The sequence below is a fragment of the Anaerococcus martiniensis genome (assembly GCF_043187485.1).
Taxonomy (GTDB): Bacteria; Bacillota; Clostridia; order Tissierellales; family Peptoniphilaceae; genus Anaerococcus; species Anaerococcus martiniensis.
In genome coordinates this window covers 323,093-339,542 of the sequence record NZ_CP171106.1, presented here as the reverse complement: position 1 = coordinate 339,542, position 16,450 = coordinate 323,093, and the positions used below count along the sequence as shown (strand labels likewise).

15 protein-coding genes and 2 other annotated features are annotated in these 16,450 nt (G+C 32.1%); of the genes, 14 read left to right on the top strand and 1 reads right to left on the bottom strand.

Going from position 1 to position 16,450, the window contains the following annotated elements; genetic code table 11:
• Positions 1 to 13: 13 nt before the first annotated feature.
• Positions 14 to 2,146: a metallophosphoesterase family protein gene (locus ACF3NF_RS01730; RefSeq protein WP_394023689.1), complete on the bottom strand. Its 2,133-nt coding sequence runs from the start codon at positions 2,144 to 2,146 to the stop codon at positions 14 to 16.
• Between the two features lie 156 nt (positions 2,147 to 2,302).
• Positions 2,303 to 2,515, top strand: a binding site (T-box leader).
• 89 nt (positions 2,516 to 2,604) lie between these two features.
• Here ACF3NF_RS01730 and ACF3NF_RS01725 point away from each other — a divergent pair.
• The 14 genes from ACF3NF_RS01725 to serS all read left to right on the top strand — a co-directional run bounded on the left by ACF3NF_RS01725 (position 2,605) and on the right by serS (position 16,421).
• Positions 2,605 to 2,775 (top strand): hypothetical protein, encoded by a 171-nt coding sequence (locus ACF3NF_RS01725; RefSeq protein WP_394023687.1) that lies wholly within the window; start codon positions 2,605 to 2,607, stop codon positions 2,773 to 2,775.
• A gap of 17 nt (positions 2,776 to 2,792) precedes the next feature.
• On the top strand, positions 2,793 to 3,869 hold the full coding sequence (locus ACF3NF_RS01720; RefSeq protein ID WP_394023685.1) for an ABC transporter substrate-binding protein: 1,077 nt from the start codon (positions 2,793 to 2,795) through the stop codon (positions 3,867 to 3,869).
• A 13-nt stretch (positions 3,870 to 3,882) separates the two neighbouring features.
• Positions 3,883 to 4,938, top strand: a complete 1,056-nt coding sequence (locus ACF3NF_RS01715; RefSeq protein WP_394023683.1) for an ABC transporter permease — start codon at positions 3,883 to 3,885, stop codon at positions 4,936 to 4,938.
• Positions 4,935 to 5,681, top strand: coding sequence for an ABC transporter ATP-binding protein (locus tag ACF3NF_RS01710; RefSeq protein ID WP_394023681.1), 747 nt, complete (start codon positions 4,935 to 4,937; stop codon positions 5,679 to 5,681). The genes ACF3NF_RS01715 and ACF3NF_RS01710 overlap by 4 nt, the downstream gene beginning before the upstream one ends.
• 174 nt (positions 5,682 to 5,855) lie before the next feature.
• A complete protein-coding gene (locus ACF3NF_RS01705; RefSeq protein ID WP_394023679.1) occupies positions 5,856 to 6,761 on the top strand; it encodes a YybS family protein in 906 nt (301 codons plus the stop codon).
• Entirely contained in the window at positions 6,751 to 8,757 is a 2,007-nt protein-coding gene (locus ACF3NF_RS01700) for a DHH family phosphoesterase (RefSeq protein WP_394023677.1), read from the top strand. Before ACF3NF_RS01705 ends, ACF3NF_RS01700 begins: the two co-directional genes overlap by 11 nt.
• Positions 8,735 to 9,184, top strand: coding sequence for a 50S ribosomal protein L9 (rplI, locus tag ACF3NF_RS01695; protein ID WP_394023675.1), 450 nt, complete (start codon positions 8,735 to 8,737; stop codon positions 9,182 to 9,184). Before ACF3NF_RS01700 ends, rplI begins: the two co-directional genes overlap by 23 nt.
• Positions 9,184 to 10,515 (top strand): replicative DNA helicase, encoded by a 1,332-nt coding sequence (dnaB, locus tag ACF3NF_RS01690; RefSeq protein WP_394023673.1) that lies wholly within the window; start codon positions 9,184 to 9,186, stop codon positions 10,513 to 10,515. The genes rplI and dnaB overlap by 1 nt, the downstream gene beginning before the upstream one ends.
• Positions 10,508 to 11,080 carry a GNAT family N-acetyltransferase gene (locus ACF3NF_RS01685; RefSeq protein WP_394023671.1) on the top strand — a complete coding sequence of 191 codons (573 nt, stop codon included), beginning with the start codon at positions 10,508 to 10,510 and terminating at the stop codon, positions 11,078 to 11,080. The genes dnaB and ACF3NF_RS01685 overlap by 8 nt, the downstream gene beginning before the upstream one ends.
• Positions 11,070 to 11,801 carry a DnaD domain-containing protein gene (locus ACF3NF_RS01680; RefSeq protein ID WP_394023669.1) on the top strand — a complete coding sequence of 244 codons (732 nt, stop codon included), beginning with the start codon at positions 11,070 to 11,072 and terminating at the stop codon, positions 11,799 to 11,801. Before ACF3NF_RS01685 ends, ACF3NF_RS01680 begins: the two co-directional genes overlap by 11 nt.
• Positions 11,791 to 12,759, top strand: a complete 969-nt coding sequence (locus ACF3NF_RS01675) for an ATP-binding protein (protein WP_394023667.1) — start codon at positions 11,791 to 11,793, stop codon at positions 12,757 to 12,759. Before ACF3NF_RS01680 ends, ACF3NF_RS01675 begins: the two co-directional genes overlap by 11 nt.
• 7 nt (positions 12,760 to 12,766) lie before the next feature.
• The gene (locus ACF3NF_RS01670; RefSeq protein ID WP_394023666.1) at positions 12,767 to 13,438 is read left to right on the top strand and encodes an NAD(P)H-hydrate epimerase; all 672 of its coding nucleotides are present in this window, start codon (positions 12,767 to 12,769) and stop codon (positions 13,436 to 13,438) included.
• A gap of 166 nt (positions 13,439 to 13,604) precedes the next feature.
• Positions 13,605 to 14,897 (top strand): branched-chain amino acid transport system II carrier protein, encoded by a 1,293-nt coding sequence (brnQ, locus tag ACF3NF_RS01665; RefSeq protein WP_394023664.1) that lies wholly within the window; start codon positions 13,605 to 13,607, stop codon positions 14,895 to 14,897.
• A gap of 33 nt (positions 14,898 to 14,930) precedes the next feature.
• Positions 14,931 to 15,093: a binding site (T-box leader), on the top strand.
• Positions 15,094 to 15,131: 38 nt separating this feature from the next.
• Positions 15,132 to 16,421, top strand: coding sequence for a serine--tRNA ligase (gene serS, locus ACF3NF_RS01660; protein ID WP_394023662.1), 1,290 nt, complete (start codon positions 15,132 to 15,134; stop codon positions 16,419 to 16,421).
• Positions 16,422 to 16,450: the final 29 nt, after the last annotated feature.

Genomic DNA, 16,450 nt, shown 5'->3' with positions numbered 1-16,450 from the left:
TTCTAAAAGTCTTTTAATTATTTGTGTCATCGTATTCGATATAGTTAAAATATTTTTCTAACTCATTTAAATCTTCATTTTGATAAACTTCTACCATTTCATCACTCATTGAATTTACAACGTCAATTACAAATTTTCTTAGACTAGTTTGACCAAACATATGGTTTGAGAAAGTTTCTTTAGCAATCCTAGCTGATTTTGTATTTAAAATTCTTTTTGCAAGGTCCACGCCTGTCAAATCTTTTTTCTTGGTTAGGTATCTTGAGAAAAAGTCTAATAAATCTCTTAGATTGTTTACTCTTTTTATTAAGAATCTGTAGGCAAGACCTGATGTAAAACCTTCGGTTTGGATTAAATCCCTAAAGAATTTTTCCTTGCTTCCATCTTTTTCAAGCTTAATAGAGCTTGTAAATGTATCAAATATTTCGTTTATTTCATCCCCACAATATTCTATAACAATATTTATTAAATTGTAATTAGGATTATTTAAATTCTCAATCATTCTTGAAACATAAGCAGGGCGTTCGTCTTCTCCCAAAGGCCTATATTGATAAATGTAGTTGGCAAAATCATAAAAAGTATTACCCTCTTCATCAATTGGCATTTGCCAAGCCTTATTAATTATCCTATCCCAATAGTTTACAATTTTATAAGGGATTAAAATTTTATCCTCAATTTGGTCAAAAATAACATCAATAGCTTCTTCAATATTTGTAGCCTTAATATGCAATAAATTTTTTATAGACCTAATTTGAAATTCGTATTCGTGGTCAATTTTTGCAATATCAACATTTCCAACATATTTTTTAGAAATAGGGAAGTATTTATAAATCATTGGAAAAACAATTTTATTCATATACCCATGCTCAGGAACATCCTCATTAAGATAAACACTTGCTTTTTCTATGAGTAGGGGTTGGAGATTTATGTGGGCATATTTTGGGTTGTTGGCCTGAATTCTAATGTAATTATGGAGTACATCTCTAAGTGAAAGTTGTTTTTCAATTGTATAGTTAATTGCATCATTTACAACTTCTATTTCATTAGCCAAGTTTCTGTAGGTAAATTGTTTTATCAGCTCAGTTTTTATATATACTTCAAAGCCACTGTTTTCTTCTAATTTATTGATTATTTTTATATGCCTAATTGGCAGAGGATAGGTAACCGTAGATCCTGTCTGCACATCATAAATTTCATTGCCCATTTCTGAAACGTATTTTGCTGTACCGTTTTCGTGCAAGTGGCCTGTAAAGACAAATTTTACACCATTATCAGCCAAAACTTCGATTGGGGTTTTGTTATTTATCCTTGGATCATCGTCAATAAATTTTGTTCTCCATTCTTTTATTATAAATGGTGAGAAAACTAATTCTTGATTTCTAAAGTTTGGCATAAGGGCATGGTGGGCCATAACAAAAACCATGTCATTACGTTTTTTGGCATCTTCTATTTTTTCAACTGTCCATTTCATTTGCTCAAGAATTAATGATCCCGGAACATTTTCTCTTCCATCTCTGTGAGATTGTTCAGTATCTGCAGAATAAATTGATGAGTCTAAGCATATTATTGTAAGACCACTATTATTTATCTGGCTAGGTATCCTTGATACATATGAAAAATATCCGTGGGCATAATATTGGTATTTTTCTTCTCTGTCATATTCTTTATTGACCCTAGCTAAATAATTTTTAAAAATCTCAGAATCCTTGTACATTTCAAGGACATAGGGATTTTCATAAATAAAAGAATAAAGCTCATAGAACTCTTTTGGTGTAGTGTTTTTGGTTTTTTTTGCATTTTTAAAATCGTAGGACCTGTGATTATTTAAATCATGATTGCCAGGAATCATAAAAACTTCGCGGCCTTCTTCGGAGTTTTTCCAATCACAAAGATATTTTTTTACAATTTCGTGTGATTTATATTCACCATCTTTTACTAAATCTCCTGGCAAAAAAAGAAACTGGCTACTTACTTTATCAACCATTGATAAGGCTTGGTCCATCAAGGCTTCACTTTCTACCAAAAGTTTTCTGTCTATTTTGATTTCTTTTTCGAAATCTTCAGTATCTGCTATCAAATCATAAGCAAGCACATGGGGATCGCTGATGATTGATATATCAAATTCGTCAAATTTTTGTAAATTCATCTTTACCTCTTAAAAACTTTGTCATAAATAATATACCAGCAAATGAAATTCTTTAAACAAAATATAAGGGAAAGTGTTTTTATAAATTTATTAGCTCATAAAAATATTACAAAAAAATATTGACATATATTTTTAGGGTGGTATATTTATCCTACATGAATAACTAGGAAAAGAAGAGTACATATTTATTTTCAAGTACAGAGAGATTTGTTAGCTGAGAAAAATCCTTGAAGAACTTATGGAAGTGCATCTTTGAGTTTCATACCGAAAGTAAAGTAGGCTATGACGTTTGTGCCCGTTAAGCACATTAAGGTTTTAAGATTTTCTTAAAATAAATTAAGGTGGAACCACGATAACCTCGTCCTTTTTTGGGCGGGGATTTTTTATGTTCATGTAATATGTTTAAGAAAGGAATAAGTGTACTGAAAAAAATTGTTTTTCTATCACTAGGCTTGGCCATGAGTATAAGCCTTTCTGCCTGTAGTAGCACTGATGCAGGTACAAATCAAAAGGTTAATGAAAATAGCAAGCAAGAAGAAGTTTTAGTCGATGATTTACAAAAAGTTGACTTTATGGATAAAGATTTTGACATGTCACAAATAGAACAACGTAGTTGTTGCGATGAATAAATAGGGAGTTTTTAATTATGAAAAAAAATAAATTATTAGCAGTACTTTTATTAGGTGGACTTACTTTTGCAGGATGTGGAAATCAAGATGCAAATCAAACACAAACTCAAACACAGAATGAAAGTGTAGAAGAAAAAGAAGAAAATACAAATGTAGCTAAGGCAGCAAGTCTTGAAGAAGAACCAAGATATGGTACACCAGTTAAAATTGGTTTTGATGGTGACTTATGTATAGCTGGTCAAAACTTAGCAGAAATAAATGGTTATTTCAAAGAAGCTGGAGTAGATGTTGAGTTTGTTAACACAAAAAGTGGTAAAGATGCTCTAAGTAGTGGACAACTTGATGCTATGACAGGAGAATTTGGTGGCTTATTAGTACCAGCAACAAAGGGATTAAAATATGTATTCTCAACAGCATCACATTCAGGATGTAAATCACTATATGTCCTAAAAGATAGCGAATACCAAAATACTTCAGACCTAGTTAAAAAATCTGTAGCAGTAACAAATGGTATTGGAAATAGTGGACACAACACACTTTTAAGATTTTTAATCCACGATGATGTAAATCCAGATGCTATCAACATCAAACCTGTTGATAGCGCTGCAGTTATCCAATCACTAGAAAGTGGCGAAATTCAAGGTGCAGTTCTTGATGATCAATTTGCTCAAGAATTCTTACAAAGAGATATTATCAGACCAATCAGATCACTTACAAGTGATGAAGACTTTGGTAAAGAAGTTTGCTGTGTAACTGCATTTAACAAAGAATTCGTAGATAATAACCCAATGATTGCAGAATTAGTAGCAGAAGCAATTGAAAAAGGTAACCAATACGCAGCAGAAAATCCAGAAGATGCAATAAAAGTTTTACAAGATAAAAACTTAGCAGAAGGTGATCCCGAAGTAGCAGCTGATTTATTAAAAGCATATGACTACACACTAACAAACAAAGATGGGGAAGAAACACTTAGAACATACTTTGATGACTACAAAAAATTAAAACTAATCCCAGATAACAAAACAACAGATGAATTAATGGAAGAATTCTGGAGACCATTAGGTAATGGAGAAGTAGAAGTAGTTAGAAAATAGTTAAGGAGAAAAAATGGCAATTAATAATGAAAAACCGACTGCCGAAATAAATAAAAGACCAAACTCCACTAGAAACTTAACCCGTGATGAACTTATAAAACTGGAATCTAAACCAAGAAATAAAAACAAAGAGCGTTTTAAATTGATATTACCAATAATTGCAGGTTTTCTTGCAATTTTGGAATATTTCTTTATGCCAGATTACGATCCTTCAGTAGTAAAAACAAATCTTTACCCAGAATTTTTGGCAATCCTACTTGCAATATATATAATCGCCTTACTAATAGGATTAAAAAATGAAAAAGTAAGAGATAGGCTCTTATACAAATCAAACTTTTATACTTTTGTATTTGTAGTATTAATCTTATATGATATTGCAACTCTTAAAACAGGAAAATTAGACTTGCCATATTTCCCATGGCTTGATATGATTTTTAATTCGATGAAAGAAGATACAAGCTTCTTGGCAGATTCTGTATTTAGTTCCTTAAAACTACTATTCACAGGTTATATAATAGGAGCAATACTTGGAATAATTACAGGTATTTTGGCAGGATACTTTGAAAAAGTAAATTACTGGGTAGATCCCTTCTTAAAACTTTTGGGACCAATTCCTACTACCACTTGGCTACCAGTTGTAATGGTTCTTGCAATCAACCTTTTCCAAGGAGCGGTATTTATAATTGCCCTTGGAGTTTGGTTTTCAACAACTCTAGCAACTATAACAGGTATTAGAAATGTAGAGCCATCTTATTATGAGGCAGCACAAACTCTAGGAGCGACAAATTCGGAACTGGTTCGTAGAATTGCAATAAAATCAGCAACTCCAAATATTTTCCAAGGGTTAATTGCAGGTATGAGTGCAGCTTGTAATGCGTTAATCGTAGCCGAAATGCTGGGAGTAGAAAGTGGACTTGGTTGGTATATTACTTGGAAATCCTCATGGGCTGATTATTCAGCAATGTATGGTGCGATTATTTTACTAGCCCTAACATTTATCCTTGTAAATATAATTATCAAAAAAATAAGCAATAGGGCTTTAAAATGGAAAGTTGGTGGTGTAAGATGAGTAAGTTAGAATTTAATAATGTATCAAAATCTTTTATAAGATCAGATAGTAATAGCATCACAAACGCCCTAGATGACATAAATTTTGAAATCCGTGATGGTGAATTTGTAAGTATAGTTGGGCCTTCTGGTTGTGGTAAATCTACTATTTTAAGATTGATAGCAGGATTAATTTTCCCAACCACAGGAGAAATATTATTAGATGATAAGGAAATTGTAGGTCCTTCTAGCGAGAGAGGAATGGTATTTCAAAAATCAACCCTATTTCCTTGGCTGACAGTGGGTGAGAATGTAGGATTTTCTGGAGAATTAAAAAATAAAGAAAAGATAAGCCAAGAAACAATTGAAAATATGTTAAACAAGGTTGGGCTATTGGATTTTAAAAATTCATATCCATCAAACCTATCAGGTGGTATGGCTCAAAGGGTTTCCTTAATTAGAACTTTAATAAATAAACCTGAAGTTCTATTGCTAGATGAGCCACTTGGAGCCTTAGATGCCTTTACCAGAATGAATATGCAAGATGAAATTCTAAAATTATGGAATGAAGAAAAAAATATGACAATTATGGTAACCCATGATGTTGACGAAGCAGTTTATATGTCAACAAAAGTTATTGTCATGGAACCTCGCCCAGGCAGGGTTAAAAAAATAGTTCCAATTGATTTAGAATATCCTAGAAAAAGAACTAGCAAGGAATTTACTGATTATAGAAATGAATTGTTAGAAACACTTGATATATAATAGAAAAAAGTGCTAATTATTAATTTAATTAGTGCTTTTTATATTGTAAAATTTATCTAAATATAATTTATAGGCCAGGTCTTAAAAATTGATACTTGGCAAGGAAGAAGTAAAATATATAAATCAAATTGTTCGATTTGAACCTTTGTGCTAAAATTAAGTGAAAGGAATTTTATGGACATTAGTAAAAATATAAATAAGATAGTCAATATTTTATTTTACATATGCCTAGTCAGTATTTTAACTATCACAGCAGGAGATAGTTTTTTATTGCTTGCTAGCATACCAATTATTTTTTCTGCTATTGGTCTAGATAAGGGAATTGGTGAATTTTTAATAGTTTTTGCCAGTTCGTTTTTAATTGGGCTAATATTTGGAGATTTTAAACAAAATATCTTGTTTTTTATCCCGATTTTACTTTTATCTTTAATACAAATAGGATTAGTAAAATCAAATTTATCTGATAAAGATCAGATATTCATAAACTTTGCCCTAGCAAGCTTGTTATTTATTGGAATATATAAATATCAGATGATTAACGAAAATATAACTATCACAGATATGGCAAACGAAATGAAGGAAGTTTTTTCTACAAATCTAGAATATGATATTCCAGAAAATATTTATGAACTGTCTTTTGCCCTTTATCCATCTATTTTGTCAGGGCTTGCTATAATTTATAGTTTGTTTTCCTTAAAAATAGTTAGAAACTTTTTGGCCTACAAAAATAAAGGTGAAGATATTAAACATCTAAATAACATTAGACTTAGCAAAAAAGATTTTATTTGTCTTATTGCAATTGCTTTAGTAATCTATTTTATATTAAGCTTTGCTATAAGTGTGCCAGCAAATTATATATTTGCAAATATTATTGGTATTTTTGCCATACTTTTAATTTTAAATGGTATATTGACCTATGATTACCTAACAATGAGAAAAGCTGGGGCCTTATCCCGTAGTATGAGATGGTTTTTTATCATAATATTTTTCTATTTCTTTATGTTTATCTTTATTTTGCTAGGCATAAGTGATATATTTATTGATTTTAGGAAAAAGATAAGGAGGATAGATGAAAAATAATTCAAAGAAGGCTAATGAAAATATTTTTTATACTATGATCCTGCCAGTTATCACTTCGGTATTTGTTTTTTATTATAACCAAATAGCTGGTGCCATAGCTATTTTAGCATGTGGAGCCCTGTATTTTTATTTGCAAAACCAAAGAGATTATAATGAAAAAGCCATTCAAAGATATGTAGATGATGTACATTTAAGTTTTGATAGTATCACAAAAAACTTAGTTTTTGAGATGCCTTTTCCCATCGCAGTTTTAAATGATGGAACAAATATTAAATGGCACAATGGATATTTTAGAAATTTATTTCCTGGTGAAGATTTAGTGGGAGTTGATATTTCAAATTTAATTCCAGATTTTGAGCATATTAATTTTGAAGATAAGGAAATTATTCAACCTATCACAATCGTAATTGACGAAAAATCAATGCAATTTTATTTTTCAACAATTTTTAATGACGAATTAAAAACTACTGAAACTTTTCTATATGGCATTGATAATTCATATGATGAATCTATAAAGCAATTATTTAAGGATAAGAGACTGGTATTTTTCACAGTTTATCTTGATAATTATGAAGATTTGAGAAGCTCAACTGATTCTGTAAGTAGACCTCAGGTTCTTGGAGCTGTTGATAGAAAAATCAATGAATATTTTAATGGCCATAATGGTATTGTAAGAAAATACGAAAACGACAGGTATATGGTAATCATGGAATACCAAGATTACCAGCAAATCCATGATGATAAATTTTCTATTTTGGATGAAATTAGGGAAATAGAGGCTGGAAATACTATAAATCCAACATTATCTATTGGTGCAGGTATTTCAGGAGCAAATCCAAGTGAAATATATGGTGATTCTAGAGTTGCAATTGAGATTGCTCTTTCTCGTGGAGGAGACCAGGCAGTTGTAAAAATAGATGATAATTACGAATATTTTGGTGGAAAATCAAAGGCTACAGAAAAAACCTCAAAAGTAAAATCAAGGGTGATTTCTGGAGCGCTAAGACGAATGATAAATGCATCTACGGATGTTTATATTATGGGTCATAATAATCCAGACATGGATTCTTTTGGTTCATCCCTTGGAGTATATGAGGGTGTAAGATTTTTAGGAAAAGATGCATACATAATTTTAAATGAAGTTCCAAGACAAATTGAAAATATGTATCAAAGTACGACAGGGACTCTTGAGGAGCTTAAAGATAATATATTAACAGAAGATCAAGCCCTTGCCCGAATAAAACCTTCATCGCTTGTAGTTGTTTGTGATAATCACAGAAAAAATTCTACTGAGGCACCTAGCCTAATAGAAAGAACTGATCAAATATTTATAATAGACCACCACAGACGTGGAAATGACTATATCAAAAAAGCAACTATTTCTTATATTGAGCCTTATGCATCAAGTGCATCAGAGCTTGTTACAGAAATATTAAATTACCTTGATGAGGACTTTAAGGCAAGGACATCTATTGCAGAATCACTTCTAGCAGGAATAACTGTTGATACCAAAAATTTTGTTTACCAAACAGGTGTCCGTACCTTTGAAGCTGCAAGTATATTAAAACGCTGGGGAGCTGATTCTGTCTACATTAAACGTATGTTTAAAGATGACTTTGAAATTGTAAAATATAAGTCGGAAGTTATAGCAGATTCGAGTATAGTAAATGATATGATTGCCATAGCTCATTTTAATAGAGATATTGATGGTTCTAGCTTAATTGCAAGTCAGGCTGCTGATGATTTGCTAACTATAAAGGGTGTGAAAGCATCTTTTGTACTTACAAAAGCTAATAACAAAATTCACATTTCTGGTAGAAGCTTAGGTGATATATCGGTACAATTAATACTAGAACGTATCGGAGGGGGTGGCCACTTAACGGCGGCTGCAACCCAATTAGACATGAGCATGGAAAATGCTGAAGATATGCTAAAAAAAGCAATAAATGAATATTTAAGAGAGGAAGAAGAAAATGAAAGTAATACTAACAGATAATATTGTAAGAGTAGGTGTAAAAGGGGACTTAGTAGACGTAAAACCAGGATACTTCAGAAACTACTTAAACCCACAAGGACTAGCTGTAGAAGCTAACAAAAAGAATATGGCTGAGCTTGAAGAAATGCAAGCACAATTAAAGGCTGAAGAAGCAGAAAATAGAAAAGAAGCTGAAGAATTAAAAGAAAAAATCGAAGCACTTACAATTACTCAAAAAGTAAATGTTGGTGAAGATGGCAAACTATTCGGATCAGTAACAAACAAAGACCTTGCAGAAGCACTTGCAGAACAAGGAATCGAAATCGATAGAAAAAGAATCGAAGATGTTGAAAAAATCGACGGAGCTGGTGATTTTGAACTAAATGTTAGACTTTATCCAGAAGTAAACGCAAATCTTAAAGTAGAAGTTGTAGCTGAGGTACAATAGTGACAGAGGCAAGTAGGCCTCTTCCATACGACTTCTTAGCAGAAAAAGCCATCATCGGAAGTATTATCAAAAAAAATGAAACTTTCGATAAGGCAAATCAAATAATAAAACCTGTAGACTTTTATGATTCTAGGACACAGAGGATATATAAATCTATTGTCACAATGTTTGAAAAAGACATTAAGGTTGATGAAATAAGTTTATTATCCCAGCTTAAGAATGAAAATATATTACAAGAAGTTGGAGGGGAGGAGTTTATCACTGAGATTACCCTCTCCTCATTTTATACTCCAAATATCGATACATACGCAAAAACTGTAAAAGAAAAAGCATTGCTTAGAAGTCTAATAGGGGCAAGTGAAGATATTATGGAGCTTAGCTACAGGCAAAATGAAGATGTTAGCTCAATATTATCAATGGCTGAGGGAAAGATTTTTGATATTTCCCAAAGCAAGCTAAATGAAGGTTTGATAAAAGTAGCCGATACCCTTGATGAAACAGTTCAAGTAATCAACGAATTATCCTTAAATGATGGTGATATAACTGGAGTTGCTACAGGACTATCAACAATCGACCTTAAACTTTCAGGCCTGCAACCAGCCCAATTAATCCTACTTGCAGCCAGACCGGCCATGGGAAAAACAGCTTTAGGTTTAACTATGGCTTGGAATGCAGCCAGAGAAGGAAAATCAGTAGCTTTTTTCTCTCTAGAAATGTCCACCCTCCAGTTAAATTACAGACTTTTATCCATGGTAAGTATGATTGACCTAGAGCAGGTCATGAATGGTAGGATAAAGGATGATGAGTGGGAATTATTATTTAGAGCTACAAAAGAAATTGCTCAAAAAGACATATATGTAGATGAAACTCCAGGAATAACCCTATCTGAAATGAGATCAAAACTTAAAAGACTCAAGGCTGAAGTAGGTGTAGACCTTGTAGTTATCGACTACCTTCAGTTGATGCAAGCAGACGGTCGTCAAGAAAATAGGCAAAACGAAATTGCGTCTATTTCTCGTGGTTTAAAATCACTTTCTAAAGAATTAAACTGCCCAATTTTATCCCTTGCCCAATTATCCCGTGAGGCCGACAAAAGAGCTGATCACAAACCAATCTTATCAGACCTCAGAGAATCAGGTGCCATTGAGCAGGATGCCGATGTAGTTATGCTTTTATATCGTGAAGATTATTACGATGAAGAAGAAAATCCCAATATTGCCAAGGTTATAGTTGCCAAGCACAGAAATGGTGCAACAGGAACCCTAGATTTATTTTTCAATAAACCATGTACAACTTTTAGAGACCTAAGTTATAGGGAAGAAAATGTATAGTAAATTTGAAACACCTAGGGTTTACATCGAAAAAATAAATCGTGAAACAGCCCTTGGTTTTAAAAATTGGGGAGAATTTGATGACCCAAGGCTATCAGGATACAATTATGGGGGACTGACAGATTTTGAAATAAATTTTTGGTACAATTCTGTAACAACACCGCGTAAAAAATATTTTGCAGTCAAAAGGATTGAAGATGACAGATTTATTGGATTTATGGGTTTAAAAAACTATAATCCATTGACCAAAAAAGCAAAACTTGGTATAGTTTTTGATCCGAATTTTGTTTCTTTAGGCTATGGTTATGAATCCATGTCCGTATTTTTAGATTATTATTTTAATGAGTTAAAATTTAGAGAAATGATTCTTGAAGTAAATTTATTTAACCAAAGAGCCATAAATCTTTACAAAAAATTGGGTTTTAAGGAGTGCGGCCACACTACAGAAGTTTTTGAAAACCAAAATATAGATTTTGATCAAAGATATTTTGAGGGCAAAAGAGATATTATATTTTCCAAGATACTAATTATGAACTTAAAAAAGGATGATTATTATGAACTTTAAGATGCAAGATGTAAAGCTTGATTTGGGTACTACAGCTTTTGAAAATATGTTTTTAAATACCTATGTGCAAATGGCAGATGGGGATAGCCTTAAAGTTTTTTTATTAGTATACAAGGACATTTATAATACTGGTATTGTAGATAGCAAAAAAATCCAAAAACAATTATCCTTTACTGAAGAAAAATTCAATGAGTGCATAGAATTTTGGGTAAACATGGGTGTTTTCCGCGAGAAAAAAGATTCAACAGGTCAAAAATATATAGAGATTATATCTATAAGGCAAATGTATTATGGGGATAATTCAAAATCAGATAATGAAATTAGCTACGATATTGCTGGCAGAAAATCAATTATGTTTGATAACATCGAAAGAATAATTGATAGAAATCTAACAACAGCAGATATCACTAGGATCCAAGAAACTTTAGCAGATTATAAGGCAGATCCAGAACTAGTAACAGAAGCATTTCGCCAGGGAAAAGTAAATGGCAATATGGATGTAAAATATGTCCTAGGTTACATAAAAACATGGCGTGACCAAGGAATTTTTACCCTAAATGACTTAAAAATGCGTGAAGAAAGGCAAAAACTAGCCTGCAAAAATTCTCCACGCCAGTATAGAAAAAAAGCTTCTACAAATGACGATGCAAAAGATTATGCCCAAAAAGCCCGTGAGGAACGTTTTAAAAAAATGCTAGGGGAGGATTTGAATGGAAACTAATGGTAAGGTGACAAATATCCTAGCCCAAAGGCGTGAGAAAAATCTAATCGACCAACAAAAACGCATCAGTGAGGTATATAGTAAAATTCCTAGCATGGAGTCATTGGATAAAAATATAAAAGAACTAGGATATTCTATAATCCAAGATGGATTAAGAGGACTAAGTACAGAAGAAAAGGAAAATGACCTTAAAAATCTGAGATTGCAAAAAATTAATATCCTAGAGCAAAATGGTTTTGCCAAAGATTATATGGAAATAAGGTACCATCACCCAATTTGCAAGGATACTGGATTTGTAGGTACACAAATGTGTTCTTGTCGCAAGCAGCTTATAATAGATGAAAACTACAACCAATCAAATATCAGGAATTTAATTTCTATAGAAAACTTTAGAAATTTTGATGATTCTTTATTTTCTGATAACCCTTACAAAGATTACCCCATAACGCCTTACAAAAATATCCAGCTTATAAAAAAATCCTTGTATGGATTTATAAATAATTTTGACAAACAAACTGATAATTTATATATTTTTGGAGAAGTGGGCCGTGGCAAAACTTATTTACTAAATGCAATTGCAAAAGAGATTCTTGATCGCAATTATTCTGTACTTTATATGACCTCATCAAGACTTTTTAAGTTTTTAAACGACTACAACTGGGCATTTGAAGAAGCCAGGGCCAAACACCAAGACCAATTTGATTTTATCCTAGAATGTGATTTACTAATTATAGATGACCTAGGAAGTGAAGCTTCCAGCAAAAATGATACCGCAAATTTATTTGAAGTTGTTAACAATAGAATGATTGCCGGCAAGCCAATTATTTTTTCTACAAATTTTGATGAATCTACTTTATTAGAAACTTATGGAGATAGGATTTTTTCTAGAATTATAGGAAATAGTGAAGTTTTTGAGATATTTGGGGAAGATTTGAGACTTAAAACAAGAAATTTTTGAGGTGACAATGCTAGTTGTAGATAAAAAACAGATGATAGAAATTGATAAGTACGCCATAAGTGAACTAAAAATTCCTGCCCTAGCCTTGGTTGAAAGAGCTGCCCTTGCTGTTATAAAAAATATCAATCTAGAAGTTCGAAAAACTTTTGCTATAGTAGTTGGCATTGGTAACAATGGGGCAGATGGGCTTGCTATTGCTAGAAACCTGCTAGCTCGTGAATATTATGTAGATATATATATTGTTGGAGATATAGCAAAGGCAAGCAGTGAATTTTTAATAAATTATGAAGCTGTAAAAAATCTAACAGATAATCTTTATAGCCTAGAAACCATTGCAGACTTAGAATTTATGGAAAAAAATCTTTCAAATATTTCTACAATTATTGAAGGAATACTTGGAACGGGCCTTGATCGCACAATATCTGGAACTTACGCCTACGTAATTTCACTTATAAATCGTTCTTTAAAATACATTATTTCCATTGATGTACCTTCAGGTCTTGACACTACAAGTGGAGACAGCTGGGGTGAAATTGTTGATTGTGATTTGATAGTTTCTATGCAGCTGATGAAAAAAGGTGTGTATGAGAGATCAATTTATAAAAACAAATGTATTGTAGAAGATATTGGAATTCCTCAAAAAGCAATAAATCATGTATTAGATAAGATGGCAAACTAGCCATCTTTATTTTTTTTACAAAAGAGGATAAAATATAAAAGTAAAAATATTTTTGGAGATGCTTATGGAGAATTATTATGAAAGTAAAAATTAAATTCTATAAGCTATTTTATTTTTAAATAAAACTTGTATAATAAAAAGTAAAACACTTAAGCAGGTAAAAGCGATGAAGCAAAAAAAATTAGATACAAAACAAATAATTATTTCAGGACTTGCCCTTTTCGCCATATTTTTTGGTGCGGGCAATTTAATTTTTCCTCCATTTTTGGGATTGAATTCAGGAAAAGATTGGTTTTTGGCATCCCTTGGCTTTAACTTATCGGATTCCTTGTTAATTTTACTAGGTATATTGGCACTAAGTTTTAGATCAGCGAATTTAAAGTCTTTTGGTGGTAAACTTAGCAATAATTTTGGAAGTATTCTAAGTCTAGTTTGTATAACTTTAGTGGGTCCGCTACTATCTATTCCCAGAACTGGAGCGACAACTTATGAAGTTGCATTGAGCCCTTTTTATCCAAATATTAATAAGATATTATTTTCATTTTTATTTTTTGCCCTAGTTTATATTTTAACCATAAATGGTTCAAAGGTAGTAGATAGGGTGGGAAAATATTTGACACCCACATTATTAATAATATTAGCTATTTTGATTATAAAAGGAATTTTTTACCCAGATGTAGTTTTAGAGTCAACAGCTGGCAACAAGTTTTCAGCTGGATTTATAGAAGGCTACCAGACCATGGACTCTCTAGGCCCTATATTTTTAACAGGAATTATCCTCGAAGATTTAAAAAATAAGGGAATAAGTGAAAAAAATGATTTGATAAGGGCAACTATTTATTCAGGACTAATTGCTGTTTTTGGATTGGTAATAGTCTATACTGGTCTTACTTATGTAGGTGCAAAATCAATTGCCTTTGCTGATCCAGATTTAAATAGGACTAGTCTTTTAATAGCTATATCAGAAAATCTTTTAGGTCGCAATGTTCAAATTGCTTTAAGCCTAGTAGTAGGTTTTGCATGCCTATCTACAGCCATAGGGCTAGTTTCAGCTTTTGCATCTATTTTTGCAGAAAATTTCAAAAAGTTATCATACAGATTTTTTGTAAGACTAGGGGTAGTAATATCATTTGTACTTTCAATCCTTGGAGTAGACAAAATAATGGAAATATCTATCCCAATATTGCTCTTTGTATATCCTATTGTAATAAGCCTTTATATTTTAAATTTAATTGATAGGGGGAATATTAGCCCCTTAGCTTATAAAATCTCAATAGGAGCTGTGGCTCTTGTAAGTTTTGCAGATGCTCTTAGCGCCCTTGGTTTTAGCAATAATTTTTATGTAAATGGTATCAATAAATTACCTATGGCAGATGCTGGATTTGCCTTTGTATTTATCTTTTTAATCTCCCTTTTATTTGGACTTTTAATTTCAAAAAAACAAAAAGGGATTGAATAAAATATATTTTTATTATATACTATACTTAAGTAAATATGAGCTATGATAAGACTTAGTAACTATTATAAAGCCTTTAGAGAGAAGATGGTTGGTGAAAATCTTTGGTGGTTAGTAGTGAATCTACCTTTAGCTTTTTAAATTTGAGTATGTACTATACATAAAAATTGGGTGGCACCACGAGACCTTCGTCCCATGTAGGATGATGGTCTATTTTTATGCAAAAAAGGAGAAAAAATGTTAGATATAAGATTAGTTAGAGAAAACCCTGAGCTAGTAAAAGAAAATATCAAAAAGAAATTTCAAGAAGAAAAATTACACCTAGTTGATGAAGTTCTAGAACTTGATGAAAAAGGAAGATCTGTAAAAACTGAGGGAGATAATCTAAGAGCTGAAAGAAATAAAGTTTCAAAAGAAATCGGTGCTCTTATGGGCCAAGGAAAAAAAGATGAAGCAGAAGCTGCAAAAGCCCATGTAGGAGAAATCAACGACAGATTGACTCACATCGAAGAAGAAACTAGAAAATTTGAAGAAGAAATCAAAACGAGAATGCAAAAAATTCCACAAATCATTGACGAATCTGTACCTCTAGGCAAAGATGATAGCGAAAATGTGGAAAATGATAGGTATGGTGAGCCAGTAGTGCCAGATTTTGAAGTACCATACCATGTTGATATTATGGAAAGTTTTGATGGTATAGAATTAGATGCAGCTCGTGAAACTTCTGGTTCTGGTTTTTACTATCTAAAGGGTGATATAGCAAGACTCCAATCAGGCATTCTTTCATATGCTAGAGACTTTATGATTGACCGTGGCTACACATATTACATCCCTCCATTTATGATAAGAAGTGAAGTAGTAACAGGTGTTATGAGCTTTGAAGAAATGGAGAATATGATGTATAAGATTGAGGGAGAAGATTTATACCTAATAGGTACATCTGAACACTCAATGATTGGTAAATTTATTAATACAATCACAGATGAAGATGATATGCCACTAAAAATGACATCCTACTCTCCATGTTTTAGAAAAGAAGTAGGTGCTCACGGAATCGAAGAACGTGGAGTATACCGTATCCACCAATTTGAAAAACAAGAAATGGTTATAATTTGTAAACCAGAAGACTCAATGACATTTTACGAAGAATTGTGGAATAATACTGTTGACTTCTTTAGAAGCCTAGAAATTCCAGTAAGAACCCTAGAATGTTGTTCAGGAGACCTAGCAGATCTAAAAGTAAAATCAGTGGACGTTGAAGCATGGAGCCCACGTCAACAAAAATATTTCGAAGTAGGATCTTGCTCAAACCTAGGAGATGCTCAAGCAAGAAGACTAGGCATCAAACTTCGTGGAGAAGATGGCACATACTTTGCCCACACATTAAACAATACAGTAGTAGCACCACCAAGAATGCTAATAGCATTTTTAGAAAATCTACTTCAAGCAGACGGCAGCGTAAAAATTCCAGAACCACTTAGAATGTATATGGGTGGTAAAGAAAAAATCGAGCCAGTTGAAAAATAAATAAAAAAATCCAAGCTTTATTGCTTGGA